The following is a 24,892-nucleotide window of genomic DNA, read 5'->3' as shown; positions in this document are numbered from 1 at the left end:
GGGTGGAATGGAGGGAAATCATCGACGGACGTGGCACCAACCAGAAGCGCATCAACGCGGCGTGGCTAGCGGTGCGGCGCTGGCGGGGATTGGTTTTCCAAGGTGGCCCTCGGCCATCGCATCCTTCAACTCTTTCGGCATGTAGGTTTCATCGTGCTTGGCCAGCACTTCGTTGGCGACAAAGCGCCCGCCCTGCATGCGCCCGTTGGCGATCACCGATTGGTTGTCGCGAAACAGGTCCGGAAGAATGCCGGTGTACTCCACCTGGGTCGCAGCGTTTTTATCGATGACGGTGAAGCTGACTTTCAGCGAATCGGCGGCGCGCTGGATCGAGCCGGCCTTGACCATGCCGCCGAGCCGAAACTGCTGATAGCCGGTTGCTTCGCCAGCGTGCACCTGGCTGGGAGTGAACAGGTAGCTCATGTTCCGCTGCAACGCGAACACGATGAGCGTGACGGCCAGCGCGGCGGCGGCGAGGACGCCGATCACCAACCACAGACGTTGTTTGCGCGTGGCATTCATGGCACGTCCCGCTCCAGCACAGGGGCGGGTTGATCGCGCACGCGTCGCGGTACCTGTCGCTGCAACTGCCCGCGCAGTTCGCGCGGCAAGCGGCGACGCCGCAGCCACGGCGCTGCAAGATCGGCCAGTAGCACCAGCACGAACAACGCGTAAGCGGTCCACACGTAGTGGCCGTAGCCGCCCATCGCCAGAACGGTGCTCATGCGGTGCGCTCCGTCAACACGATGCGGCGGACCCACTCCTTGCCGCTCTCCAGCGCCAGCAATTCCACGCGCACGCGGCCGAACAAGCTGGCCACGTAATAGCACTTGGTTGCCAGCATCATGGTCAGCAGCGGCCACAGCATGTCTGCGCTCATTTTGGAGGGGCCGAGCAGGCGTACGGTAGAGCCCTGGTGCAACGTGTTCCACCACACCACCGAGTAATGCACGATCGGTAGATTCACCAGGCCCACCAGCGCCAGCAAGCCGGCGGCGCGCATCGCCTGGCGGCGGTCCTCCACGGCGTAATACAGACCCAGCACGCCCAGGTACAGAAACAGCAGCAGCAACTCGGAGGTGAGCCGCGCATCCCAGGTCCACCAGGTGCCCCACATCGGCTTGCCCCACAGTGCGCCGGTGCACAGGGTGATGAAGGTAAAGGCCGCACCGATTGGTGCCGAGGCCATGGTGACCACTTCGGCCAGCTTGATCCGCCACACCAGCGCAATGAATGCCGAAACACCCATCGCCGCGTAGATGAAAAGACTCATCCAGGCACTGGGCACGTGGATGAAAATGATGCGATAGGCATCGTGTTGCTGATAGTCCGGCGGTGCCAGCACCAGGCCGCCGTATGCGGCCACTGCGCCGAGCAGCAACGCCAGCCCCAGCGCCCACGGACGCACGTTACCGGCGACGCGATAAAACGTGGGCGGCGAGCTGAGTTGATGCAGCCACAGGGGAATCCACTTGGCCATGCCGGTGCCGTCAGTTGGAATGTTTGGCGTGAGGCGCCAACGCCTGCACTGCGGCGCCGGCGTTGACCTGCAACTGCCCGTCGGAGACCTTGCTGGTGCGCTGCATGAGTTCGCGCAATGCGTTGGCATCCATCGACGGTTGCAGCGACAACAGCAGCGCGGCCATGCCGCTGACATGCGCAGTTGCCATCGACGAGCCGGAGGTGAAGTCGTAACGGCCGTTTGGCTGCGTGGTCAGGATGTCCTTGCCGGGCGCGCTGAGCACGCCCGGCATGGCCTGTGTTGCGCTGCTGCTGCGCACGACCAGCACGCCGGGCACGTCATCGGGAAATCCGTCCAGACGCCCGTTCGGCGGCATTGCCGCCACCACGATGCGGCCCTGTTGCACCAACTGCTCCAGCATCTTGCTCAGCAGCGGATCGGCGGGGCCGCCCAGGCTCAGATTGATCACCCGCGCCGAGCTGGTGTTGATCGCCGCCAGCGCCTTGGCCAGGGTGAAGGTATTGCAGCGTGCGGTGGCGCCGACCGTGGGCGCGTACCAGCACGCCTTGTAGACGCTCAACATGGCCTTAGGTGCCATGCCGACGATGCCTTGGTGATTGTTGCTGCCGGCAGCAATGATGCCGGCCACTTCGGTGCCGTGCGAATCGGTGCTGGTCGTCACCGGTGTGTCATCGACCAGATCGTGCACGTCGCGGATGCGCGCCTTCAGATCCGGGTGGTTGGTATCCACGCCGGTATCGACGACTGCGATCACCACGCCGCGCCCCTGGGTGACGGTCTGCGCGCTGGCGGCATCGGTGTCGATGAAGCCGCGTTGCATGTCCACGTACGGGTCGTTATAGCCGGATAGCGAAGTGGTCTGTTCCGACGCGTCGGCGGAGAACACCGAGAAATCCTGCACCGGCTGCACCAGCTCCACGCCTTCGTCGTCGGCGAGTGCACTGACCAGTTCATCGCGCGACACGCCAGGCGGCGGTTGCAGCACGGCGCAATACAGACCCAGCGAGGTGATCGGCCAAGCCGAGACTTCGCGCAGTTTGTAGCGTTGCTTGATGCTGTCCATGCGCGCGGCCGCCTTCTGGCCGGCACCGTAATAGCTGGATGCATAGCCGATCAGGCTGGATCCGGCGCGGGCTGGCGGTGCAGCGAGCGGGTTGGCCACCGCCAGCAGGATGTCGCGGCTGCTGTCGGGCATCTGCGCATCGGCGGACGGCGTGGCGGAGCCGGCGCCGTCCGTTGCTGGCTCCTGGAGAACTGCGGCAGCGTGCGCGCTTGTGTGCGCGCCCAGGCCAACGAGCGCGGCGATCAGGCCGATGGCGAACAGACGATTCATGGCGCCGAGACGATCTCAGCCAGCCGGATGTCCGGGTTGGCGCGTAGTTGCTGCACGGTCTGCTGCGGTTGGAGGGGCGGCTGCGGTGCCGCAGGCACCACGGTGTAGGCGCCCATGTCGTTCGGGCCGCCAACCACCTGCAACTGCTGCGCATGCAGCAGCCGGTCCCAGTCGGCCACGGTCATCTTCGCGTCCGGCACCACGCGGATGGCGCCTTGCGGCACCGGCAGGGCGGTGGCGCTGCTGAGCGTGCGGTAGTCGTGCGACGGCGCGGGCGAGGCCAGCTTGACGCCCATGACGCCCAGCCCGATGGCCTGCACCAGCGCTGCTGCGGCCAGCGCACGCACCGTCCAGCTGCCGGAGCGGCGGGCTGCCGGCACACGCGCAGGTGCGGTGTGCTGCTCCGGTGCATCCAGGCGGCCGAGCAGGCGTTGCAGCCCGGCGTTCGGGTCCAGCTTGACGGCAGACGGCAGCGCCAATGCTTGGCGCAGGCGGTTCTGCTGGGCGAATTCGGCGCTACACGAGGCGCACTTGGCCACGTGCGCAATCAGCCAGGTATTTTCTTCCTCGGTGGCACTGTCCAGCAGCACCGCCGGCATCAATTCCCAGGCGTGCGAGCATTCCTTGCCAGGCGCGATGAAAAACGTCTTCATTGCATGGTCTCCGTGTAAGGGGCGCTGCCGGCCAGGCCGGGCAGCACATTGCGTAATTTGACCCGGGCGTGGAACAGCCGGGCTTTGATGGTGCCCACCGGGCACTGCATGATGTCGGCCACTTCTTCGAGCTTGTGGCCGACGCCGTAGACCAGTTCGACCACCAGGCGCTGGTCCGGCGACAACCGTTCCATGCCCTTGTCCAACCAATCGCGCAGTTCGCGGTCGTCGTTGTCGTCGGCGCTGGGCGCGTGGTCCTCCACCACCGCGGTGTCGTCGATGGCTTCGCCGTCATGCTGGCGCAGGCATTTGAGCCCGCAGCGGTAGGCGATGCCCATGATCCAGGTGGACACCTGCGAATCGCCGCGGAAGTCGCCGGCTTTCTGCCAGGCGATCCAGAAGCAATCGTTGATGGCTTCTTCAATGATGTCCGGGCGGCGGGTCAGCCGCGACAGGAACCGGCACAGCCGGCCGTGGTAGCTGTGGTACATGCTGGCCAACGCGTCGCGATCGCCCGCAGCCATGCGGCGCAACAGCATGCGGTCGGTGGCATCGCCCAGGGTGTCGGTGTCATTCATCGAGGCAGGCATGGCGGGTAACGCACGTCAGTGCGCGTAGGCGGGCAAAAGGTTGCGTAAGGATCAGAACGCTCTGGACACCGTGCCCAGCCATGGCGTTTCGCCGGGGCCGCCCTGCATGCGTGGGGTATTGCTGCTGGTCAGGATGCGCTCGGCTTTCAACGTCCATCCGAGACGGCTCCACTTCAGGCCCAATTGACCGTACTGATAGCGGCCGGAGTGCGCCGCGCCGTAAGCCATGGCCGGAAAGCGCGAGGAGCCGGCGCCCAGCAACAGGCTAAAATCGTTGCGCAGCGGGATGTTGGCGGTGATGTCGAATGCCGCATTCCACGGCGACTGGTCCGCGCGCGGGAAGTTGAAGGTGGATATCGCAAACGTCAGTACGTCGCGGTAGGACCAGGCCAGGCTGGCTTCCTGGCGGTTGAAGGTACGGGTGGAGCGGTCGGTCGGGTAGCCGTAGTAGAGCAGGCTGGCCTGTATCTGCCAGCGGTCGCCCAGCATCCAGGCGCGCCCGACCTGGGCGGCGACTGCCACCGGGTCGCTCCAGTCGGGCGACTGCAGCGCGACCGAGGTAGAGACCGACCAGCCGGGGGAGGGCAGCCAGTAACCGGCCACCTGCACGGTGACCTTGTTGGGCGCGATGGAGATGCCGCGGTCGATCAGGCTGGAGGTCACCGCCACCGCGCCGCCGAGGTCGTTGGCCAGGGCGCCGCCGCAGCAGCCAGATGCCAGCGTGAGCAGCAGCCATTGGAACAGCCGGGGTTGCCTGCGTTGCATCTGCAGGCGCGCGTGCCGCTGAGTGGACGCGGCTAGCGGGGCCTCGGCATGTTCGTGGCGGACGGCAATGCCCATCAGTGCGCCCACGGAAAACTGCCACGGGCGCAGTGGGGTTGCGGTCGCAGGGGGAGCGGCTTGGAAGTTTGAACGGTCTGCACTGGGGTGAGAGCTGGGCGTGAGACGGGGCGCGATGGTGAACTATGACGGTGAGCGAGACCGCCGCGGCTGCGGCGATTTCGTCCGTATACGCGAAGGCACAACGTCCGGCAACGCACATCCGCCCTGTCCGGCCCGTGCAGGATTCTCCAGATCCGGACTGGACAGCCGGCCGACGGAGAGGCCGCCGCGGCTGGAAAGCGCATCAACTACAACCACGGTGCCAGCGAAGGCCGCCGCGGCTGTGGCGCCGTGCACGCGATGCCGAAGACTGCAACCGCAGGCAGGCAACGTGCGTTGCGGTTCCGTGCGGCATCCGTCCGCCCGGCGGATGCCGACGCGCCACGCGCTGATCGACCCTACTTCAAGGTGTTGAGGTAGGCGATCAACGCGTCCAGCTGCTTTGGATCGTCCAGGCCGTCGTACTTCATTTTGGTGCCCGGCAGGGCCTTGGTCGAGGATTGCGACAGATAGGTCTTGAGCTGGGCCGGGGTCCAGGTCCACTTGCTGTTCTTGAGCGCGTCGGAGTAACCGCTGAAGTCCGCCACGCTGCCGGCAGGGCGGCCAGCCACGCCGAACAGGGATGGGCCTTTCTTGTTCTTGCCCTGTTTGGCGCTATGGCATTCGCCGCATTCGGTGAGGAGGATGCCGGCGCCGTCGGCAGCGTGTGCCGAGGGCATGGGCAGCGCGCCTGCCAGCAACAGGCCAGCCAGCGGCGCGCACCACAGGGAGAGTTTGCGGGGTGAGTTCATGGAGATCCGTACAAGTGCGGGGGAATTAGAAGGTCAGGTTCACCGACAGGGTGAAGCTGTCGAGGTCGCGCGGATTGGTGATCGGCGCGCTACGGAACACGTTGGACGTGCTGCCGTTGAACTTGTCGAAACGGAACCAGCCAGCCGACACGCGCAGGTTGGCGATCGAGGTGTAGGTGCCTTCCTTGCCGAACGGGGTCCAGTACACCAGGATCAAATTGCTGGTGGTGTCGGGGATGCCCACCGGCGAATAGCGCGCCGCATCGAACGAGCCGGTGTTGATCATGTGCGCGGCCAGCACGCCGTAGGACTGCTTGAAGGCGTAGTTCATGCTGATGGTCTGATCGCGCACGCTGCCGCGGTCCAGTGCCGGCATGGTCGGGTCGGTCGACATCAGCGGGCTGCCGTATTTGCGACGCTCATAGATGTTGACGTAGGCCAACGACAGCACGTGCTCGCGGGTGCCGAGGAATTGGTAGGTCAGGTCGTAACCGAAATCGGTGAGGTCGTCGCTGGGCCCGACACGCAGCGGCTGGCGGCGCGTATTGAGCGCAGTCAGGCCGACCGAGAAGAACTGGCGCTTCATGTCCTTCATATAGGCAAGACGCGCATAGCTGGTGTCGCCGAGCTTGCCCGGGTCGCCGTTGACCGGCCAGCCGAGGCGATCCTGCGCCGATGGCGACAGCGCACTGTAGCTGCCCACCTCGCCGTACCAATTGCGGTCGTACAGCCCATAGACGCTCGCGCCGATGACGCGGTTGGACAGCGCCGAGGAGCTGAGCATGGTGGACGCGCCACCGTTGGAAGCCGGGGTCAGCGTGGAGGCGTTCGGCAACACGTGCACCGGGTCGGAAATGCCCGGGTTGTTGTTGACGCTGACGCCGATCATGGTGTCCTTGCCGGCCATCTGGAACGGCTTGCTGACAAAGCGCAGATCGACATCGTCCAGGCGCGTATCGAAAGTCGCATTGCCGCTGTTGCTGGAGCGGATCTTCGAATAGCCGCCGATGTTGTCGCTGAGGCGGCCGCCCAGGTACAGATCCGCTTCGCGCAGACGTGAGGTGCTATCGCCGCGGTTCGGGTTGTTGCGCGACCAGGTGAGCTGGCCGGACACCGGAATCTTGGTGCCGTCGCCATCGGTATCGGTAAAACCGCCGAGCTTGAAGCGCATGCCGTAGGGCGTGAGCGACGGGCCGTAGGAGCCGACATGGCAATCCGCGCAGGACGAGCCGGTCTGGCGTGCGAACGAGGGAATCGCCTGCGCCTGCGTACTGGCCAGCAGCAGCAATGGGCCGGACACGCACAACAAGGAGGTCAGGGAGGCGTTACGCGTGGCAGTGCGACGCGGAGTGGGCTGGGAAATGGGCATGGAAAGTCCTTGTTCGACGGTGCGGGAGGCAGCGGTGCGGGAATGGGCGAGTAAACGAACGACAGAAGGCGGGGCGCGACGGTTCATGCGCGCTTGCCCGGCAGCACGCGGCGCAACAGGCCGTCGCGCAACACCAGGTGATGCCAGAGCGCGGCGCCGATATGCAGCAGCACCAGCGCCAGCAACGCCCAGGCGGCATTCAAGTGCCATGTACCGAGGGTATCGCCGAGGTCGCCGTCCGGCGCGACCAGCGCGGGCAAGGGGATGCCGAAGAAATACACCTGCTTGCCGTAGGCACTGCTCAGCGACCATCCCAGCAACGGCAGCGCAAGCATCAGTGCGTACATCGCTACATGTGTGGCACCCGCAGCCAGACGCATCGGCAGCGACGCGGGTGGGCCGGGCGGCAGCGTGCGCAGACGCATGCGCAACCCGATGCGCAACGCGAACAGCAGCAGCACCAGCAGGCCGAAATGGCGATGGCCTTCCAGCAGCCACTGACGCAATGCACGGCCATCCAGTTCGGCGCGCAGCAGGATCAGCGTGGCTGCCATGATCAGGCACAGCACGGTGAGCCAATGCAGCACGCGCATCGATTTCGGCAGCGGCAGCACGCGCGCAGATGGGGGCGTCTGTTCTGGCAGGGGCGAGGTGCCTGCGCCGGAGGCGGGAGCGCCGACGGGCGCCTGTGGGGATGAACGCATCTGATCTGTCTTCCGGTGGTGGTCGTTGGTTCCGGCAACGTGCCGTGCTGCCAGGCCTGGCTCCCCACGCCGGCCGAATGGCGGCCAGGTGAACGTGTACCGATGGGTGCGGCGATGTCGGAAAAAGGTTGCATCGCCTCTGCACATCGCTGGCACGCGCTGCATGTCGCGGTGCTTCGGCACGTTCGATTGCGCTTGCGCGGACATCGCTTCGCAGGGCCGCGACCGCGCGCAACCTTTCGCGCAACCCGGCGCACTCAGGCATGTCGCACCACGTGCAGTCAGCGGTTACGCCTCTCCGATCATGGCCATTGAACGCATCCAGTTGCACACCCACGGTGACGATCGCGGGTTGCTCATTTCGTTGGAGCAGCAGCGCAATATCCCGTTCGAGATCCGTCGCGTGTATTACCTGTTCGGCACGCGTGACGGCGTGCATCGTGGCCAGCACGCGCACCGCCAGCTCAATCAATTTGCAGTGGCCTTGCACGGTTCGGTGACGATTCTGCTCGACGAGGGCAACGGCGATGGTGCCAGCGAAGTGGTGCTGGAAGACCCCTCGCAAGGGCTGCTGCTCGGCCGCATGGTATGGCGCGATCTGTACCGCTTCAGTGCCGACTGCGTGCTGATGGTGCTGGCCGACCAGCTCTACGACCCGGGCGATTACATCCTGGATTACGACCAATTCGTGAGCGAAGTGCGCAGTAGCACGCAGCCGCAAGCCTGCAGGTTGGAAGCATGAGCGCACCAAAACCATTGGTGATCGTCGGCGCTGGCGAGTTCGCGCAGATCGCCTGCGAATACTTCCGGCACGACAGCGACTACACCGTGGTGGCCTTCAGCGTGGAGCGCGACTTTCTGTTGCGGCCCACGTTAGCCGGGTTGCCAGTGGTGGCTTACGAAGAACTGGAGCAACGCTACCCGCCTGACCGGTACGCGGTGTTCGTCGCGATTCCGGCGACCCACCTCAATCGCCTGCGCACGCGCTTTTTTCAGCAGGTGGTGCAGCGCGGCTATCGCTGCGCCACCTATTTGAGTTCGCGTGCCTTCGTCTGGCATGACGCGCAGATTGGTGCCAATTGTTTCATCTTCGAGGGTAACGTGGTCCAGCCATTTACCCGCATCGGCGATAACTGCGTGTTGTGGAGCGGCAACCATATCGGCCACCGCACGGTGGTGCAGGATCATGTGTTCATTGCCTCGCATGCGGTGATTTCCGGTTATTGCGAGATCGGGCAGGGCAGCTTTATAGGCGTCAACGCTACGTTGAGCGACAAGGTGCGCATTGCAGCAAACAATGTCATCGGTGCCGGCGCGCTGGTGACCCGACATACCGAAGCCGAGCGCGTCTACGTGGGCTCGCCGGCGCGCGCGGTGGCGGGCAAATCCAGCTTCGACGTGGAGCTCTGAGCCGTGTTTGCCTGGAACAAACGCGGGCTGGTGTTCGATGTCGCACGCGATGGCGTAGGCGGTTGGATGCACCATGCCGCATTGACGCCCACGCCGCATCGTCTGTCCGCACAGGTGCTGCGCGTGTACGCCGGCTTTCGCGATGCGCAGGGCGTGAGCCGCATTGGTTATGTGGATGTGCGCGCCGACGCACCCACGCAGATCGTCGGCGTCAGCAAGCAACCAGTGCTCGACATCGGCCGCGATGGGTGCTTCGACGACAACGGCATGATCCTGGGTGATGTGGTGGCCGGGCCGGACGGGCTGTACATGTTCTATGTCGGGTTTCAGCGGGTGGCCAAGGCCAAGTTTCTCGCCTTCACTGGTCTGGCAGTGTCCAGCGATGGTGGCGAGCACTTTCAGCGTCGGCAGCAAACGCCGTTGCTGGATCGCGCCCCCGGGCGCAGCACGATTGCCGCTGTACATTCGGCGCGCTATGAAGATGGCCGCTGGCGGTTGTGGTACGCGGTGGGCGACGACTGGGAAACGATCGGTGGCCAATCGTATCCGCGCTACCACATTCGCTACGCAGAGACCGACCACCTGCGTTGCATCCCCACCGATGATGCGGTGTGCCTGCGTGCACGGGGCGACGAGTACCGCATTGGGCGTCCGCGTGTGTACCGGCTTGGTGGGCGCTACCTGATGTATTTCACCCGTGGCGATATCCACGGTGGCTACTTTCCCGGCATCGCTTTCAGTAGCGATGGTGTGCATTGGGAGCGCGACGATAGCCAGCTGGGGCTTGCGCTGTCCGATGATGGCTGGGACGCGCAGACGTTGTGTTACCCGGCCTTGATCCAACACGGCAAGCGCGTGTTGATGTTCTACAACGGCAATGCGATGGGGCAGGCCGGCTTCGGCCTGGCCGACGCGGCATTGCCGGTTGAGTTACAGGGCTGCCATGTTTTCGGTTAGGCCGTACGTGCCAGGCGATGCGCCCGCGTGGGATGACCTGGTGGCGTCGTCGCGTAATGGCAATCTGCTGCATCGGCGCGGCTATATGGACTATCACGCCGCGCGTTTTGTGGATGCGTCATTGCTCGTGGAACGCGCGGGCGAGGTTGTAGCGGTGTTCCCGGCCAACGTGCACGGCGATTGCGTCAGTAGCCATGCCGGGTTGACCTATGCCGGGCTGTTGTCGTCGATGGCGCTGCGCGCCGGCGCGACATTGCAGGTGTTTGAACAGATTGCCGCGCACTACCGAGCGCTTGGCGTGCGCCAGATTGTCTACAAGCCAGTGCCGCATATCTTTCATGCGTATCCGGCCGAAGAAGACTTGTACGCGTTGCATCGGGTTGGCGCGCAGCTTTATCGGCGCGATCTTTCGTCGGTCATTGCGCTACGCAAGCCGCTTGCCTTCAGTGCCGAGAGGCGGCGCTCCATCGCCAAGGCCCGCAAGGCCGGCGTGCAGATTCAGCGCGGAACTCAGCTGGACGCCTTTCATGCCTTGCTGACCCACGTATTACAGCGGCATGGCGTAGCGCCGACGCATCGGCTGGATGAGTTGCAACTGCTGCAAGGCCGGTTTGCACAGCAGATTGTGCTGCATGAAGCGCGCGCTGACGGGCAGCTGGTGGCGGCCGCATTGGCATTCGATTTCGGCCGCAGTGTGCACACCCAATATCTGGCGGTGTCCGAACAGGGCCGCCAGCTGGATGCGCTGAGTCTGCTGCTGGCCGAGCTGATTACCGATGTGTATGCGCAGCGCGACTACTTCAGCTTTGGCATCTCGACCGAGCAGGGTGGACAGGTGCTCAACGAAGGGTTGGTGGAACAAAAGGAACGCTTCGGCGCGCGCGCCGTGGTGCAGGATTTCTATCGATGGACGTTGTAATGGATGTGCCTTTCCTGGATTTGCGCGCCGTCAATGCGCGCTATGCGGATGAACTCAAAGCCGCCGCGGTGCGGGTGATCGATTCTGGCTGGTATGTGCTCGGTCAAGAGCTGGCTGCGTTCGAAGACGAATTCGCCAGTTATTGCGGTACCACGCATGCAGTGGGCGTGGGCAATGGGCTGGATGCGCTGGCGTTGATCCTGCGTGGCTATCGCGAGTTGGGCGTGTTGCGCGAAGGCGACGAGATCATCGTGCCGGCCAACACCTTCATCGCGACGTTCCTGGCGATCAGCCAGAACCAGCTGGTGTTGGTGCCGGTGGAACCAGACCCGATCACCTTCAATCTTGATCCCGCCAAGGTGGAGAAGGCCATCGGGCCACGCACGCGCGCCATCATCGCGGTGCACCTGTATGGCCAGCTGGCTGATATGCAGGCCTTGCAGACACTGGCCCACCGCTACGGCCTGCTGCTGATCGAAGATGCCGCGCAAGCCCACGGTGCAAGCGCACAGGGGCGACGCGCCGGTGCTTTCGGCGATGCAGCGGCATTTAGTTTTTTCCCGACCAAGAACCTTGGCGCGCTTGGCGATGGTGGTGCAGTGACGACCTCGGATGCGCGCCTGGTCGAGCGGATTCGCGCGCTGCGTAACTACGGCTCGGAGGTGAAGTATCACCACCTCTGCCAAGGCGTGAATTCGCGTCTGGATGAAATGCAGGCTGCATTTGTGCGCGTCAAACTGGGCTATCTCGAAGAAGAGATCACGCTGCGGCGAGCAGTGGCGCAGCGCTATCTGCAAGGCATCGACAACCCGTTGATCGTGCTACCCACACTGGTGGCCGAGCAGCAGCACGTCTGGCATCTGTTCGTGGTGCGCAGCCCGCAACGCGATGCATTGCAGAAGCATCTGTTGCAGCAAGGCATCCAGACGCAGATTCATTACCCGGTGCCGCCGCACCGGCAGCCGGCGTAGGCCACCTTGGGCGAGGCCTGCCTGCCGCTGAGCGAGCGCTTGCATCAAGAGGTGCTGAGCCTGCCGATGGGGCCGGCGCTGGATGACGCAGCGGTTGCGCACGTGATTGCGGCCTGTCGGTCGTTCGGTTGCGGCACATGAATGTCGTGCGCAGCAGCGCCTACACCGGCGTTGCAACGCTGGCCAAGCTGCTGGCGGGTTTGGTCCTGGTCAAGTTGGTTGCCGTCTATGCCGGGCCGCAGGGCGTGGGCCGGCTTGGCCAGTTTCTCAACCTGATGTCGGTGCTGGCGGTCGTGGCCGGCGGCGGCATCAGTGCCGGCATCGTCAAGTATGTGGCGCAGTACCGTGACGACGCGCCCGCGTTGGCGCGCTTGCTGAGTGCAGCGCTCTGGTATGCGTTCTGCGCGGCCTGCGTGATGGCACTGCTGGCGGTTGTATTCAGTGGAGCGATTGCCGAGCGCCTGCTGGGTGATGCGAGTTACCGCCCGCTGATTTGTGTGTTGGCGATTGCGCAGCTAGGCATCGCACTGCTCAATTACACGCTGGCGGTGATCAACGGCTTTATGGATGTGCGGCGGCTCGCCTTCGTGCAAGTGTCTGGCGCCGTGCTGAGCGTTGCACTGGTCACGTGGCTCTCCAGCCGGGCACAGTTGCACGGCGCGTTGCTGGCACTGGTGCTAGGCCAGGTGCTGTGGCTATTGGCCGCGGTCCCGGCGCTGCGGCGTAGCCCGTATTTTCAGCCTGCCATGTGGCGGATGCGCTTCGATGCGCAAATGACCTACCAGCTGGCAGCATTTTCGGTGATGACGCTCACCTCTACGCTGGTGCCGCAGCTGGTGTCCATCCTGGTGCGTGACCATCTGGCGCTGCAGTTCGGCTGGGAGCAAGTCGGTTACTGGCAGGCGGTGAGCCGGGTCTCGGATGCCTATCTGCTGTTCTTCACCACTGCCATCAACGTGTACTACTTGCCCAAGTTGGCCTCGCTGCGCGGCTCTGCCGCCTTGGGCCAGGAACTTCGCAGTGCATATCGCTACGTGATGCCGGCGGTGATCGTGATGGCACTCGGCGTTTACGTGTGTCGTGACTGGGTCACCTGGCTGCTGTTCGATACACAATTTGCCGCGGCAGCGCCGCTGTATGGCCCACAATTGCTGGGCGACGTGATCAAGATCGCCGCCTTCGTGCTGTCGTACGTCATGCTGGCCAAGGCAATGACGCGGCTGTTCGTGATCTCCGAATGCGTGTTTGCGGCGAGTTATCTGACGCTGGTGTACGTGTTCACCGCGCAGTTCGGGCTGATCGGTGCGATGTATGCCTTCGCCGCCAACTACGTGCTGTATCTGTTGTTCAACATTGTGGTGGTGCGGCGCTATCTGGGGCGCACGGCATGAACGATCAGGCGCCTGCATCGGCACGTGCACGCTTGCCATTGGTGTCGGTGCTGATTCCGGCGTTCAATCATGAGCGTTTCGTGCAGCGCTGCCTGGATAGCGTGTTGGAAGATCCGTATCCATGCAAGGAGATCGTCATCATCGACGACGGCTCCAGCGATGCCACCGGCGAAACGATCAGCCAGTGGATCAGCGATCATGGGCAGCGGCTACCGGTGCACTTCGTGCAGCGCAAAAATCGTGGTGTAGCCGCTACGCTCAACGAACTGGCGTTGCGTGCGCGGGGAGAGTATCTGCGGCTTGGCGCAAGCGACGATTACCTGCTGCCCGGCGGGCTGGACGCGCAGGTGCGTTACCTGCGCGCGCACCCGCAAAAGCTGGCGGTGATTGGCGATGCCTGTGTGGTCGATGAGCATGGGCAACTGCTGCATGGCAGCGCCATGCGCGATCTGCACGGGGTGGATACGGACCTGTATCGCTCCGAGTCCGGCATCCGCCGCGCGGTGATACGGCACTGGGCGGTCAGCGGGGCAGTGGCGCTGCTGCGGCGTAGTGCCTTCGATGCATGCACCGGCTGGGATGAGTCGTTGCGTATCGAAGACTGGGATTTCTTCCTGCGCCTGGCCGCACGTAATGCACTGGGCTTTGTCGATCTACCGGTGTGCGCGTACCGCCTGCATGGTAACAACCTCAGCAAGACCGTGCATGTACCGGCGCGCATCGCCAACCTACGCGAGTCGCAGCAGGTGGCGCTGCGTTGCGCGCCATTGTTCGGCGAGCCTGATCGCACGCTGGCGCATGCACAGGCGCACTACATCGCAGCCAAGGTCGCGTTTCTGCGGCGCCGGCCGCACCAGGTGGTCATGCAGTTATTGGCCTACGCATGGTTGTCGCTGCCAGCGAGATGGTGGCCCAAGCGCGCCGCGCGCGCGGCAAAGCTTGCATGAGCGCGCTGCTGCGTCGTCCGGCGACCTATCTCGCATTTCCGATGCTGCTCAGCTGCGCGTTGACGTGGATGACCTACGCGCTACCGGACGGGTACGTAGAAGGCATTGTGTTACTCGCGCTTGCGGCGGCGGCAACCTTCGCGCTTGATACGGCGTTGCGCACACAGCTGCCGTCGGTCGAGCGCTTTCGCCATTACCGTTACGCCGGCACCCGCGATGCATTCCTGGCGATGACCTTGGCCGCGGTGGTGACGGTGTTCTGCATCGCCGACGTGGTGCTGTTTCCGATTCCGTTATTCAGCGATCCGTCGTCGTACGCCACCTTGAGCCCGTTGCGCGCGCATGTGCGGCATATCTCCAACATGTGCTGGATCCTGCCGCCGATTGCACTGCTGTGCGTGCGCCATCGCGGGCTACGCGCAGCGATGGTGACGCTGGGGTTCGTGTTCCCGATCGTGGTGATCGACCGCAACCGTATCTTCGCTGGCCTGTTCTCGTTCGTGCTGGTGATGCTGTTGCGCCGCGACCCGGCACGCCGCCTGCCGTGGAAAACCATCGGTCTGCTAGTGCTGGCGGGTGGCGGGGTGTTTTCGATCCTTGGCGCGTTTCGGTCCGGCTCCCTGGCGACGGTGGCATTGCCGTTCAGTCCCTTCTATCGCGCTATGCCGCAGGGCGTGCAATGGCTGCTGCTGTACATCAGCGCCGGGCCGTACAACTTCGGCGCGATAGTGGCCAAGGGCTACATCAATGCCAGTTTTTTGGTCAATCAGCTGGTGCCGTTCAGTAGTTCGATTGCGACTGCCGGCACCAGCATTCCGCTGGATGCACCCAACATCAATGTGGGCACCGAGTTCTTTCCGTTTTTGATGGCGTGGGGCGCACCAGGGGCATTGATGGCGTTGTTTGCCCTGTATGCCGGCTTGGTCTGGAGCGTACGCCGGCTCAATGGGTCACTGTCGATCTTCCATGTACTGATCTTCCTGCGCATCGCCTACGCCTGCTTGATGTCGCCTTTCGCGCCACAGGCATTCACCTGGACCAACTTCGGCTTCATTGCGCTGTGCCTGGTGCTGCATGCCTGCACGCTGTTGTTGCCCAACCGCCTGTCCGCATGTCCGTCTGCCGCGTAAGCGCGCAGCACGCCGTTCTTCGCCCCATTGCAGAGCCGCACCCCATGAATCAACACGACGAAATCTATCTGATCGACCTGTGGCGCATCCTGCGCCGGGAATGGCGCTGGGCAGCGGCGGCGCTGGTGGTGGTGCTGGGCCTGACCTTTGCATTCATCCACCTGGCCACACCGCAATGGGAAGCCACCGCATGGATCCAGGTTGGCGAGATCGGCCCGACCCCTGCTGGCCGCGACCCCAAGGTCGAGCCGTTCCAACGCGTCATCGACCGCATGAAGACGCGGCTGTTTCAGGATGCGGTGTTGCGTCAGGCGCAGGTGCCGCTCACGGGCCGCGCTGCGCAGTTGTATCGCGGCAGCCTGAAGCCGGACCCCGACCCATACGCCAATCTGATCGGTGTGACCATTCGCGCCGAGTCGGCGCAGCAGGCGCGCACCTTGGCGATGGCCACCGTGACCCAACTGCAGATGTTGCATAGCGACACCAATACGGCTGCGCTCGAGCTTGCGCGTGCGCGCCTGCAAGGCTTGAGCGAAGATCTGCGTGCGGCCACCACTAACCGCGAGCAGGCGCAGAAGCAGTTGCAAGCCGGGCAGGGCAGTTCCGCTGCCACGCCTGCGCAGGTACTAGCCGGCGTGTTGTTGACCGACAGCAACACCACCATTCGTGCTTTGAAGAGTGAGCGCGATGATCTGGTGGCACGCCTGACCGCGCGCTACACCTATCAGACCTCGCTGGCATGGCCGCTGTATGTGCCCGACCGCCAGGCGTATCCGAACGCGATCACCGCCTGGGCAGCCGGCCTGCTGGCCGGGGCAGGGCTGGGCGTGCTGGTCGCGGTGCTGCGCAATGCGGTACGTCGCCGTGCGCAGCCGCTGTAAGCGCTGTTGCTTAACGGCTACGGTGGAGCATCGGCACAATGGCGATGGGTTGAGTTGCGCGTGACGCAGGTGCTAAGTGCTATGGCCGCAGAAGGTAGGCCGCACTGTGCATTGCTGTGCGTCGAGCCCACGTACTCGTGTCGAACGTGATCGCCTGAACAGCGTGCGTTTTACCCACCACGCTGCAACCAAAAAGGCAGCACCTGACACTCACAGGTCTATCAAGCGATGCCGCGTTGGCGGCGTTGCGTCCGGAGAGGGTCGTGAGAACAGCAGGACTGGTGTGGGAGGCTGCGCATGTCGTCAATCAATGAGCATGCGGCGCGAGGTGGCACGGTTGCGCCGGAACAATTGCTGGAAACGCAACGCGCGTTCGATAGCGTGGCTCCCGACTACGATGGCCCACGTGGTAACAACGCGCTAATCCAGCGCATGCGCACCACGTTGTGGGACACGGTGGCAGCCGAGCTGCCGGTGGGTTCGCGGCTGATCGATCTGGGCTGCGGCACCGGCCTGGATGCTGGCGAATTCGCACGCCGCGGGTATTCCGTTCTGGCCACTGACTGGTCGCCGGCAATGGTCGAGCGCACCCGCCACCGCGCGGTAATGCAGGGTCTGGATGAACGCCTCACCACCGCGCATGTTGGTATTCAGCAGCTTGATCGGCTGGAAGGCAGTTTCGATGGCATGTACTCCAATTTCGGCCCGCTCAATTGCGCGCCCGATCTGCCGGCCGTCGCCGCCGAATGCGCACGTCTGCTGCGCGCCGATGGCTGCCTGGTGTTTTCAGTGATCGGGCGGATCTGTCCCTGGGAAATCGGCCATTACGCCTTGCGTGGGCGTTTCAAGCGCGCCGCGGTGCGTGCCGCCAAAGGGGCAATTGCGGTGGGCATGAACGGCCATACCATCTGGACCTGGTATCACCTGCCGCGTGAGTTCTACCGCGCATTCGAAAAGCATTTCGTGCTGGAAAGTTACCGTGCCTTGAGCTTGTTCCTGCCGCCGCCGTATCTGGTGGATTTTTGCGAACGCAATCCGCGCCTGTCCGAGCGCCTTGGGCGCTGCGACGACCGCATGGGCGGGCTGCCGCTGCTGCGCGACATGGGCGATCACTTTCTGATCGTGATGCGCAAGCGCTGAGTGGAGATGCCGATGGCCATGGCCGATGTCTGCCTGCAAGGCGCGCGCACGGTGACACGAGCGGGTCCGTCGCGCACCGCAGTGACCATCCGTGCGGGGCACTTCGGCGGCACCCTCGGCACCGGCACCTTGCGGCTGGATCTGCAAGGGCATGTGCTGGCACCGGGCCTGATCAACGCGCACGAGCATTTGCAGGTGAACTGCGTGCCGCCGCTGCCGCAGACCGCGCCGTTCGCCAACAGCTATGTATGGATCGAGGCATTTCAGGCGCATTTTCAGCACCCAGACGTTGCCGCCGCACTGCGCGTGCCCAAGGCAGTGCGGCTGCGCCATGGTGGCTTGAAGAACCTGTTGGCCGGCGTCACCTGCGTGGCCCAGCATGACCCATGGCACGCCACGCTGGATGAAGCGAATTTCCCGGTGGGCCTGCTGCGCAAATTCGGCTGGAGCTATGCGCTGGGCTGGACCGGCTACGGTCCGCCAGTGCAAGGCAGTTTTGCCGCAACTCCTGCTGCGCATCCCTGGATGATCCATCTGGCCGAAGGTACCGACGCCGTAGCGCGTGCCGAGCTGGACGAACTCGACCGGCTTGGATGCCTGGCCGCCAACACGGTGTTGATCCATGGCGTTGGCATGGGCGAGCAGGATATCGAGCGGGTGATTGCGCGTGGCGCCGCCGTGGTGTGGTGCCCGTCCAGCAATCAGGCGCTGCTCGGGCGCACGCTCGATCCGTGGCGCTTGTGCACGGCCGGCCGGTTGGCGCTGGGCACCGATTCGCGCATCAGTGGCGCACGCGACCTGTTGGAAGAGTTGCGCGTTGCCAGCGAGAGTGGGTTGGCGCCGGATCTGTTGTTTGGCATGGTCACCACTGACTCCGCACGCATCCTGCGCATGGCCACGCGTGGACGTATCGTCCCCGGTGCCGTTGCAGATCTGCTGATCGTGCGCGACCGCGGCGGCGGGCCTGCCAACAGCATCATCGGCTGTGACCGCAGTGCGTTGCGTGCAGTGATACGCAATGGCAAGCCGCGCATTGCCGATCCAGATTTTGCGCCGTGGTTCGACGCGGCCGGCATCCAGACCGTGCCGGTCTTGTTGGATGGGCGGCCCAAGTTAATTGACGCCACATTGGCCGACCCGGCGGTGCTGGCGCTCGAACCCGGCCTGCAGCGCGTGTCGCTGGAGCAGCCACCGCAGGCCACTGCGCAGATCGCGCATGCGCTGGCTGCCAATGGAGCAGTTTCGTGAGCGCAGTGCCGGTCCTCGAACCCACCGCGGCATATGCACTATGGGCGCAGGCGTATCCGCCGCACGCGCACAACCCGGTGATGTTGGCCGAAGAACGCGCCATGCTCGCCCTGATGCCTGCCAGCCTGCAGGACCAGCACGTGTTGGACGCCGGCTGCGGCAGCGGCCGCTACATCCTGCACGCATTGCGCCGCGGCGCGCGGCACGTCAGCGGTGTCGATCTGTCGCCGGAGATGCTGCAGCGTGCCGGCGCCGAGTTGGTACAGGACTGGCCGGCCGCACGCATCGACTTGCAACAAGGCAGTCTGGATCAGTTGCCGCTGACCGATGCGGTAGCCGACCTCAGCGTGTGCGGCCTGGTGGTGGGGCATCTGCAACGGCTGTGGCCCGCGCTGGAAGAACTGCATCGCGTCACCCGCGTCGGCGGCACCGTGCTGTGCAGCGACGTGCATCCGATCGGTCACGCGCTGGGCTGGCGCCGCGACTTCAAAGCGGACGGGCAGCACTACGCAGTGCGGCATACCCAGCATCTCTACAGCCACTGGCATTCGGCATGCACCGCACTCGGCTTTGCAATCGAAGCCGTTGCCGAGCCGATGCTGGACTCCGCCGATATTCCCGCAGGCGCGCGTTTCGACCAGACGGCATTACAGGTGCCGGTTGCGTTGGTGCTGCGTCTGCGGCGCGTCGCGTGAGCAAGATGTTGCACGCGGTGGTCGCTGTCTGTGCGGTATGCGCAGCCATTCATTGGCACGCCGCGAGTGCGGCGTATGGCGGTGTCGTCATATTGATCGGCGTGCAAGCGCTGTCATCCATATGAGCCTGCACGTCGCACAGCTGAATCTGGTTCCCACGCCCGATGGCTTAAGCGCGGAGCAGGTATTCGCACAATGGCCATCGCTGGCCGACATTGCCGAGGCTGTCGCCAGCGCAGGTGTGCGTGTGTCGGTGATCCAGGCATCTGCCTTGAACACCCGCCTGCGTCATCAGGGCGTGGACTACCGCTTTGCCGATCTGCAACGACGTGGCAGCGCAAGTCGTGCGCGCACGCTTGCCGCACTGTTGGGTGAGATCGATGCTGACGTATTGCATGTGCACGGTCTGGAATTCGCAGGCGATGCGCGGCGTCTGACGCGCCTGCTGCCGGAGCTGCCGATTCTGCTACAGGATCACGCCAACCGGCCGCCGCGCTGGTGGAGCAGAAGCCTGTGGCGCACCCGTTACGCGGCCGCATCTGGCATTGCATTCACTTCGCTGGAGCTGGCGCAGCCGTTCACGCGTTCGCGGCTGTTCCGCCGCAGCACGCAATTGTTTGCAATCCCCGAATCGAGCAGCCGCTTTACCCCTGGCGATCGACTGCAGGCACGCGAGCAGACACGCTTGCACGGCGATCCGTGTGTGCTGTGGATAGGACATTTAAGCCCGGCCAAGGACCCGCTATGCGTGCTCGACGCGGTAGCCATGGCTGCGCGCATGGTGCCCGGGTTGCGGCTGTGGTGTGTGTTCGACCAGGCGCCGTTGATGGAGCAGGTGCAGCAGCGCTTGCGCAGCGACCCGCAGCTGGCGAAGTGCGTGCAGTTGCTGGGCAAGGTCGAGCATGCGCGCGTGCAGGAGCTGTTGCGCGCGGCCGATCTGTTCGTGTCTGCCAGCCATACGGAAAGCTGCGGTTACGCCGCTCTGGAAGCCTATGCCTGCGGCTGCCTGCCGCTACTCACCGCCATTGCCTCGTTCCGCGCGCTCAGCGATGACGGCGCAATGGGCGAGTTGTGGTCGGTGGGCGATGCTTCGGCATTGTCGGAACTGTTGCTGCGCGTCAGCTGGCAACGCCCCTCGCGCGCGCAGGTGCGCGAGCATTTCGACGCACGCCTGTCGTTTGCCGCAGTGGGTCAGCGCTGGGCGCAGGCATACACCCAATTACGCGCCGCCGCGCCGGAGCGCATCGCATGAAACTGGCACTGGTGGTACCCGGTGGCGTGGATCGCAGTGGGGAAGTCCGCGTGATCCCGGTGTTCCTGACCGTGATCGAGTGGCTGGCCCGCAGCCATGCAGTACACGTCTTCGTGCTGCATCAAGAACCGCAGCCCGGCACCTGGAGCCTGCGCGGCGCCACCGTGCATAACATCGGTGCACGCCGCACACGGCTGCGCGCGATCGCTGCCATTCGCGATGAACACCGGCGTGCGCCGTTCGATGTGATCCAGGCAATTTTTTCGGGCTATTGCAGCTTGATTGCGGTGATTGCGGCAAAGTTGCTGCGCCGTCCCAGCGTGGTGCATATCGCCGGTGGCGAGCTGGTCGCACTGCATTGCATCGGCTACGGCGGCCGCCGGCGTTGGCGCGGGCGTCTGCGCGAAGCGTTAATTTTGCGGCTTGCCGATCGGGTGACGGCTGCCAGCGCGCCCATCATCGATTCGCTGCAGGCACTTGGCATCGCTGCGCAACGCGTGCCGCTGGGCGTGGATCTGCGCGCCTGGCCGCCTGCAGCGCCGCGGGCGCGCACTGAATCGGTTGCGCGGCTGCTGCATGTCGCAAGCCTCAATCCGGTCAAGGACCAGACCACCATGTTGCAGGCGATGGCCGCACTCAAGCGTGCCGGTGTTGCCTTCACCCTGGACATGGTGGGCGTCGACACATTGGACGGCGCCATGCAGCGCCTGGTGCAGCAACTCGGCTTGCAGCAACAGGTGCGCTTTCTCGGCTTCAAGACCCAGCGCGAGTTGCGCCCGATTATGCTATCGGCCGATCTGCTGGTGTTGTCTTCGCTGCATGAAGCCGGGCCGTTGGTGCTGCTGGAAGCCGCCGTTGCCGGTGTACCAACGGTGGGCACTGCTGTCGGGCACTTGGTCGAATGGGCACCGATCGCGGCACTGGCGGTGCCACCAGGCGACTGGGCCGGAATGGCCGAGGCCATCCGCCAGGTGCTCGGCGACGACGAACTGCGCTTGCGTCTGGCCTGGGCGGCGCAGTGTCGTGCCGTCCGCGAAGATGCTGCGTTGACGACGCGGTTGTTCGAGCAGCTGTATCGCCAGTTGGTGTGAGCAGCGACCACTGTATTGACTGCATTGATGCGCGTGACAATGCGCGAAGGTTTCTCGGTGCTCTTGTGCACCCGCGTCTTGATTGAGGAGCGTGCTGGACAAAACCTTTTTGCCCAGCCTCACGCCGGCTGCAGATACCCATCCAGCGCCGCACGCACCACATACAACATGTCGGTGCGGGGCACTGGTCGAGTCAGGCGTGTCATCAAACGGCGTGCCTGGGTTTGTCGCACCCACGGCTGATCTTGCAGCCATAACTGCGTCTGCAGCATGTCCGCACGTTCTTTGCAGCTTTCTGCTGAAGGCACGACGCGGTTGCGCAGATACTGCCGCGCCTCATCGAACGAACGCGACCATTCAATCCCCGGCAACGCCGACAGCCACAGGTTGGAACACGATGCAGCGGTGAGCGTTTGCCGAGCTGCGCGCAGCCGTAGCAGTGGAGGGCAGGCTGCATGCAGGCGCGCCATCACCGCAGCCGGTACCACGGCGCGGTAATAACGCTGCAGCAACAGCAGTGGCGGCAGCGCCCACCACGGTGGCATGGAACTGTCTTCCCGCAATTCCTCCCAATCGCGCGGACCCATGCGCGTGGTCAGCAAGGCCAGATCATGCAGATGCATCAGGCGAATAGTGCGATGGCAGATACCGCCCGCCGCGTGTAGCAGCAAGTGGCACATCAATGCGCCGATGGACGGGTAGGGGTTCAAGCCCGGTTGCGGGTGCTGCGGCCAAATCCGTGCAGTGATCTCCACGCTACTCACCGGCAAGCGTTCCTGGATGCGCGTATGCAATTCAATAGTGATCGGCGCATCGCGGTGTTCGCCCAGTCCCGCCACGGCCTCGCCCTGCACCGGTTTGAAGACCTGATGCTTCCACTGTTCGAAAGACGCGATATAGCCGAGTTCGCACAACAGAACGGCCACTGTGGGCGCGTTTTCCGGTTCCACCAGTAGGTCGATATCGGCCATTGGGCGGTCGCCGGGCAGATACACGCCCAGCCGATGCAAGGCGGTGCCTTTCAGGCCCACCAGCGCGATGCCGGCACTGCGTGCAGCTGCGTCAATGCGGGTTAGCAACAGCGCGATCCGCCGATGGCGGTCTTCCACATGCCCACGTTGTTCGCTCAGGAAGGTGTTCCATTCGGCGTCCTGCCACAACGAGCGGCGTTGCAGCAGTGGCGAGATGCCATGCGCCGCCGCCGCTGCGGCCGCCAGCTGCCATTGCAGTCGGTCCCACTGCGGCGATGCGTCGCCCGGCTGGGCCAGCTCCTGAGCGAGTCGCTCGGTCGCCGTGTGCAGGCGGTGCTTGATGGTGCGAAGGGAGGGCTGCATGCGCGTGGTCCGGTCAGGCAAAGCGATGGAGGAAAAGATTCAGAGCAGGCGAGGGTTAGCCCACCAGCACGGTGGCCAACTGCCGTGGCTGACGCGCAACGCTGTAGGTCAGCGGCTCGGTGCGGTGTTGGCCTTCGCTGGCGATCAAGACCGACCAGCGTGCTTCCAGCTGATCCGATGCCTGCGCAAACGCATCGGCCGTCATCGTGACGCGCGCCTGTTGTAGATCGACCTGCGTGTGCAATAGATCGCGCACGCTGCGATAGAACTCGGAGTCGTACGCGCCACGGAACATCATCGCCAGATCATCAGATCGCGCACGCTGCGATAGAACTCGGAGTCGTACGCGCCACGGAACATCATCGCCAGATCATCGCTGTCCTCCCAATGGGTCTTGCTGCCGAGCTGATTTTTTACTTCTTCGTAGAATTTGGTGCCGGGCAGGGGATACGACACACTGACGCCGATGATGTCCGGGTTAGCCTGCGTCACCAGTGCGCGCGTGGCCAGGATGTCGTCAAGTTCCTCGCCCAGATACCCCAGCTGGATAAAGAAGCCTACGCGTATGCCTTGCGTACCCAGGCGCTCACGCGCGGCGATTACTTCGCCAACCTGCATACCCTTGGTCATCTTGTCGAGAATGCGCTGGCTGCCGCTTTCGGCACCGATCCACGCCTCCGCGCAACCGGCACGTGCCAGCGCTGCGGCCATGCGTTCGCTGGCAAGGTCGGCGCGGGTCTGGATGGTGAAGGGGATCGCACCATCGGCATCGCTCAACTGCTGCGCAAAGGTTTCCACCCAATCGATATGGAAGCCGAAGATGTCGTCGGCCATCCAGATATGGTCAGGCTGAAAGCTGCGTTTGAGGTGAATCATTTCTGCGGCCACCTCTTCGGCGCCGCGGCGTTTGTAGTGATTGCCCCAGATCGGCTTGGCGCACCAGTTGCAGCGGAACGGGCAGCCACGCGAGGCGGCCATGTTCAAACTGAAATGGCCGTGTCGTTGTTGCCAAAAACGCTGGTAACGCGGCATATCGACCAGGTCCCAGGCCGGCAACCCGCTCAGGCGTGCGTCCGGCGGTTGCGCGCCAGGATGCACATGGGGTGTCGCAGGCAGGCTGGTGGCGATCCGATCAACGCCTGCCAGCCAATGTTCGGTGGCGATGTCCGGCTGTGCTTCCACGCGCTCAAGCAACGTAAGCAGCGGAGTAATGCCTTCGCCGATCAACACGGCATGCGCGCCGGCAGTCAGGAACACATCCGGGTTGTCGGAGGCATCCGAGCCCGCCACCAGCACGCGGCAACCGGCGGCGCGGGCTTGCCCGATCATGCGGCAGGCAGCGTCGCGCATCCGGCTCAGGCACATTTTGGTGAGGAAGTTGAAGTTGTCTTCGTAGAACACCACCAGATCCGGCTGCGCCGCATGCAGTGCGGGGGTGTAGTCCTCCACATCGTCGGCCAGCATCGCATCGAACAGACTCAGTGCATGCCCGCGTTCGCGCAGCAGCGCAGCGATTTGCAACGTTGCCAATGGCGGATACGGCTTGCCGCGCTCCCATTGTTTGGAGTCGTAACGCAGGAAATACGAATGACTGACCTGGATCTTTAGCATCTGCACAAGGCTCTCGTTCTGTCGCCAGGCGGGCGCAGCGGCGGCGTGCGCAGACGCCGGCATTCGGCTCGGCAGTAGGTGCGCATGCAGGCGCCTTTGGTTGCGTAGTG

General features: G+C 64.2%; 24 protein-coding genes and 2 pseudogenes. 14 read left to right on the top strand and 12 right to left on the bottom strand.

The window, feature by feature from the left end:
- Positions 1–51: 51 nt before the first annotated feature.
- From ccmE to NX05_RS09120, 10 genes are all read right to left on the bottom strand, one after another.
- The gene (gene ccmE, locus NX05_RS09165) at positions 52–522 is read right to left on the bottom strand and encodes a cytochrome c maturation protein CcmE (RefSeq protein ID WP_039432727.1); all 471 of its coding nucleotides are present in this window, start codon (positions 520–522) and stop codon (positions 52–54) included.
- Positions 519–725, bottom strand: a complete 207-nt coding sequence (ccmD, locus tag NX05_RS09160) for a heme exporter protein CcmD (protein WP_039432730.1) — start codon at positions 723–725, stop codon at positions 519–521. Before ccmD ends, ccmE begins: the two co-directional genes overlap by 4 nt.
- On the bottom strand, positions 722–1,480 hold the full coding sequence (gene ccmC, locus NX05_RS09155; protein ID WP_039432732.1) for a heme ABC transporter permease CcmC: 759 nt from the start codon (positions 1,478–1,480) through the stop codon (positions 722–724). Before ccmC ends, ccmD begins: the two co-directional genes overlap by 4 nt.
- 10 nt (positions 1,481–1,490) lie before the next feature.
- On the bottom strand, positions 1,491–2,816 hold the full coding sequence (locus NX05_RS09150; RefSeq protein WP_039432736.1) for a S8 family peptidase: 1,326 nt from the start codon (positions 2,814–2,816) through the stop codon (positions 1,491–1,493).
- A complete protein-coding gene (locus tag NX05_RS09145) occupies positions 2,813–3,469 on the bottom strand; it encodes a zf-HC2 domain-containing protein (protein ID WP_010378314.1) in 657 nt (218 codons plus the stop codon). Before NX05_RS09145 ends, NX05_RS09150 begins: the two co-directional genes overlap by 4 nt.
- Positions 3,466–4,059, bottom strand: a complete 594-nt coding sequence (locus tag NX05_RS09140; RefSeq protein ID WP_172645776.1) for an RNA polymerase sigma factor — start codon at positions 4,057–4,059, stop codon at positions 3,466–3,468. Before NX05_RS09140 ends, NX05_RS09145 begins: the two co-directional genes overlap by 4 nt.
- Positions 4,060–4,110: 51 nt before the next feature.
- A complete protein-coding gene (locus NX05_RS09135) occupies positions 4,111–4,899 on the bottom strand; it encodes a TorF family putative porin (RefSeq protein WP_039433005.1) in 789 nt (262 codons plus the stop codon).
- Positions 4,900–5,339: 440 nt separating this feature from the next.
- On the bottom strand, positions 5,340–5,732 hold the full coding sequence (locus NX05_RS09130; RefSeq protein ID WP_010363678.1) for a c-type cytochrome: 393 nt from the start codon (positions 5,730–5,732) through the stop codon (positions 5,340–5,342).
- A 25-nt stretch (positions 5,733–5,757) separates the two neighbouring features.
- Entirely contained in the window at positions 5,758–7,101 is a 1,344-nt protein-coding gene (locus NX05_RS09125) for a hypothetical protein (RefSeq protein ID WP_039432741.1), read from the bottom strand.
- A gap of 83 nt (positions 7,102–7,184) precedes the next feature.
- On the bottom strand, positions 7,185–7,805 hold the full coding sequence (locus tag NX05_RS09120; RefSeq protein ID WP_230597837.1) for a cytochrome b: 621 nt from the start codon (positions 7,803–7,805) through the stop codon (positions 7,185–7,187).
- 304 nt (positions 7,806–8,109) lie between these two features.
- Between NX05_RS09120 and NX05_RS09115 the strand changes: the two genes are divergently transcribed.
- The 14 genes and pseudogenes from NX05_RS09115 to NX05_RS09050 all read left to right on the top strand — a co-directional run bounded on the left by NX05_RS09115 (position 8,110) and on the right by NX05_RS09050 (position 21,837).
- Positions 8,110–8,547 (top strand): sugar 3,4-ketoisomerase, encoded by a 438-nt coding sequence (locus NX05_RS09115; RefSeq protein ID WP_039433008.1) that lies wholly within the window; start codon positions 8,110–8,112, stop codon positions 8,545–8,547.
- Entirely contained in the window at positions 8,544–9,215 is a 672-nt protein-coding gene (locus NX05_RS09110) for an acetyltransferase (RefSeq protein WP_039432744.1), read from the top strand. Before NX05_RS09115 ends, NX05_RS09110 begins: the two co-directional genes overlap by 4 nt.
- Before the next feature lie 3 nt (positions 9,216–9,218).
- A complete protein-coding gene (locus NX05_RS09105; RefSeq protein WP_039432747.1) occupies positions 9,219–10,172 on the top strand; it encodes a glycoside hydrolase family protein in 954 nt (317 codons plus the stop codon).
- Positions 10,173–10,179: 7 nt separating this feature from the next.
- A complete protein-coding gene (locus NX05_RS09100; protein ID WP_017117556.1) occupies positions 10,180–11,091 on the top strand; it encodes a GNAT family N-acetyltransferase in 912 nt (303 codons plus the stop codon).
- Positions 11,091–12,203 (top strand): annotated as a pseudogene (locus NX05_RS09095) (DegT/DnrJ/EryC1/StrS family aminotransferase). Before NX05_RS09100 ends, NX05_RS09095 begins: the two are co-directional and overlap by 1 nt.
- Complete coding sequence (locus NX05_RS09090) at positions 12,200–13,453, top strand: O-antigen translocase (protein WP_039432752.1); 1,254 nt, start codon at positions 12,200–12,202, stop codon at positions 13,451–13,453. The pseudogene NX05_RS09095 and the gene NX05_RS09090 overlap by 4 nt, the downstream one beginning before the upstream one ends.
- Entirely contained in the window at positions 13,450–14,400 is a 951-nt protein-coding gene (locus NX05_RS09085) for a glycosyltransferase (RefSeq protein ID WP_039432755.1), read from the top strand. The genes NX05_RS09090 and NX05_RS09085 overlap by 4 nt, the downstream gene beginning before the upstream one ends.
- Entirely contained in the window at positions 14,397–15,530 is a 1,134-nt protein-coding gene (locus NX05_RS09080) for a hypothetical protein (RefSeq protein ID WP_039433020.1), read from the top strand. Before NX05_RS09085 ends, NX05_RS09080 begins: the two co-directional genes overlap by 4 nt.
- Before the next feature lie 44 nt (positions 15,531–15,574).
- Positions 15,575–16,411, top strand: a complete 837-nt coding sequence (locus NX05_RS09075; protein ID WP_039432758.1) for a Wzz/FepE/Etk N-terminal domain-containing protein — start codon at positions 15,575–15,577, stop codon at positions 16,409–16,411.
- Between the two features lie 297 nt (positions 16,412–16,708).
- Positions 16,709–17,551 (top strand): class I SAM-dependent methyltransferase, encoded by an 843-nt coding sequence (locus NX05_RS09070; RefSeq protein WP_039432760.1) that lies wholly within the window; start codon positions 16,709–16,711, stop codon positions 17,549–17,551.
- Positions 17,552–17,563: 12 nt separating this feature from the next.
- Positions 17,564–18,799 (top strand): amidohydrolase family protein, encoded by a 1,236-nt coding sequence (locus NX05_RS09065; RefSeq protein ID WP_039433021.1) that lies wholly within the window; start codon positions 17,564–17,566, stop codon positions 18,797–18,799.
- Complete coding sequence (locus NX05_RS09060) at positions 18,796–19,494, top strand: class I SAM-dependent methyltransferase (protein WP_039432762.1); 699 nt, start codon at positions 18,796–18,798, stop codon at positions 19,492–19,494. The genes NX05_RS09065 and NX05_RS09060 overlap by 4 nt, the downstream gene beginning before the upstream one ends.
- A gap of 121 nt (positions 19,495–19,615) precedes the next feature.
- Positions 19,616–20,746, top strand: a complete 1,131-nt coding sequence (locus NX05_RS09055) for a glycosyltransferase family 4 protein (RefSeq protein ID WP_039432764.1) — start codon at positions 19,616–19,618, stop codon at positions 20,744–20,746.
- Entirely contained in the window at positions 20,743–21,837 is a 1,095-nt protein-coding gene (locus tag NX05_RS09050; RefSeq protein WP_039432767.1) for a glycosyltransferase family 4 protein, read from the top strand. The genes NX05_RS09055 and NX05_RS09050 overlap by 4 nt, the downstream gene beginning before the upstream one ends.
- Before the next feature lie 119 nt (positions 21,838–21,956).
- On the opposite strand, the gene NX05_RS09045 is transcribed toward NX05_RS09050, so the two are convergent.
- Positions 21,957–23,171: a nucleotidyltransferase family protein gene (locus NX05_RS09045; RefSeq protein ID WP_039432769.1), complete on the bottom strand. Its 1,215-nt coding sequence runs from the start codon at positions 23,169–23,171 to the stop codon at positions 21,957–21,959.
- Between the two features lie 55 nt (positions 23,172–23,226).
- A pseudogene (locus NX05_RS09040) lies at positions 23,227–24,845 on the bottom strand (B12-binding domain-containing radical SAM protein).
- Positions 24,846–24,892 lie beyond the last annotated feature (47 nt).

It is taken from the genome of Xanthomonas vasicola (genome assembly GCF_000772705.2).
Taxonomy (GTDB): Bacteria; Pseudomonadota; Gammaproteobacteria; order Xanthomonadales; family Xanthomonadaceae; genus Xanthomonas; species Xanthomonas vasicola.
The sequence above is the reverse complement of the archived record's forward strand: the minus strand, read 5'-3'. Positions and strand labels throughout refer to the sequence as shown.

Coding starts and splice junctions, on each gene's coding strand:
- ccmE (WP_039432727.1), bottom strand. CDS start 522: ATGAATGCCACGCGCAAACAACGTCTGTGGTTGGTGATCGGCGTCCTC.
- ccmD (WP_039432730.1), bottom strand. CDS start 725: ATGAGCACCGTTCTGGCGATGGGCGGCTACGGCCACTACGTGTGGACC.
- ccmC (WP_039432732.1), bottom strand. CDS start 1,480: ATGGCCAAGTGGATTCCCCTGTGGCTGCATCAACTCAGCTCGCCGCCC.
- NX05_RS09150 (WP_039432736.1), bottom strand. CDS start 2,816: ATGAATCGTCTGTTCGCCATCGGCCTGATCGCCGCGCTCGTTGGCCTG.
- NX05_RS09145 (WP_010378314.1), bottom strand. CDS start 3,469: ATGAAGACGTTTTTCATCGCGCCTGGCAAGGAATGCTCGCACGCCTGG.
- NX05_RS09140 (WP_172645776.1), bottom strand. CDS start 4,059: ATGCCTGCCTCGATGAATGACACCGACACCCTGGGCGATGCCACCGAC.
- NX05_RS09135 (WP_039433005.1), bottom strand. CDS start 4,899: ATGGGCATTGCCGTCCGCCACGAACATGCCGAGGCCCCGCTAGCCGCG.
- NX05_RS09130 (WP_010363678.1), bottom strand. CDS start 5,732: ATGAACTCACCCCGCAAACTCTCCCTGTGGTGCGCGCCGCTGGCTGGC.
- NX05_RS09125 (WP_039432741.1), bottom strand. CDS start 7,101: ATGCCCATTTCCCAGCCCACTCCGCGTCGCACTGCCACGCGTAACGCC.
- NX05_RS09120 (WP_230597837.1), bottom strand. CDS start 7,805: ATGCGTTCATCCCCACAGGCGCCCGTCGGCGCTCCCGCCTCCGGCGCA.
- NX05_RS09115 (WP_039433008.1), top strand. CDS start 8,110: ATGGCCATTGAACGCATCCAGTTGCACACCCACGGTGACGATCGCGGG.
- NX05_RS09110 (WP_039432744.1), top strand. CDS start 8,544: ATGAGCGCACCAAAACCATTGGTGATCGTCGGCGCTGGCGAGTTCGCG.
- NX05_RS09090 (WP_039432752.1), top strand. CDS start 12,200: ATGAATGTCGTGCGCAGCAGCGCCTACACCGGCGTTGCAACGCTGGCC.
- NX05_RS09085 (WP_039432755.1), top strand. CDS start 13,450: ATGAACGATCAGGCGCCTGCATCGGCACGTGCACGCTTGCCATTGGTG.
- NX05_RS09080 (WP_039433020.1), top strand. CDS start 14,397: ATGAGCGCGCTGCTGCGTCGTCCGGCGACCTATCTCGCATTTCCGATG.
- NX05_RS09075 (WP_039432758.1), top strand. CDS start 15,575: ATGAATCAACACGACGAAATCTATCTGATCGACCTGTGGCGCATCCTG.
- NX05_RS09070 (WP_039432760.1), top strand. CDS start 16,709: ATGTCGTCAATCAATGAGCATGCGGCGCGAGGTGGCACGGTTGCGCCG.
- NX05_RS09065 (WP_039433021.1), top strand. CDS start 17,564: ATGGCCATGGCCGATGTCTGCCTGCAAGGCGCGCGCACGGTGACACGA.
- NX05_RS09055 (WP_039432764.1), top strand. CDS start 19,616: ATGAGCCTGCACGTCGCACAGCTGAATCTGGTTCCCACGCCCGATGGC.
- NX05_RS09050 (WP_039432767.1), top strand. CDS start 20,743: ATGAAACTGGCACTGGTGGTACCCGGTGGCGTGGATCGCAGTGGGGAA.
- NX05_RS09045 (WP_039432769.1), bottom strand. CDS start 23,171: ATGCAGCCCTCCCTTCGCACCATCAAGCACCGCCTGCACACGGCGACC.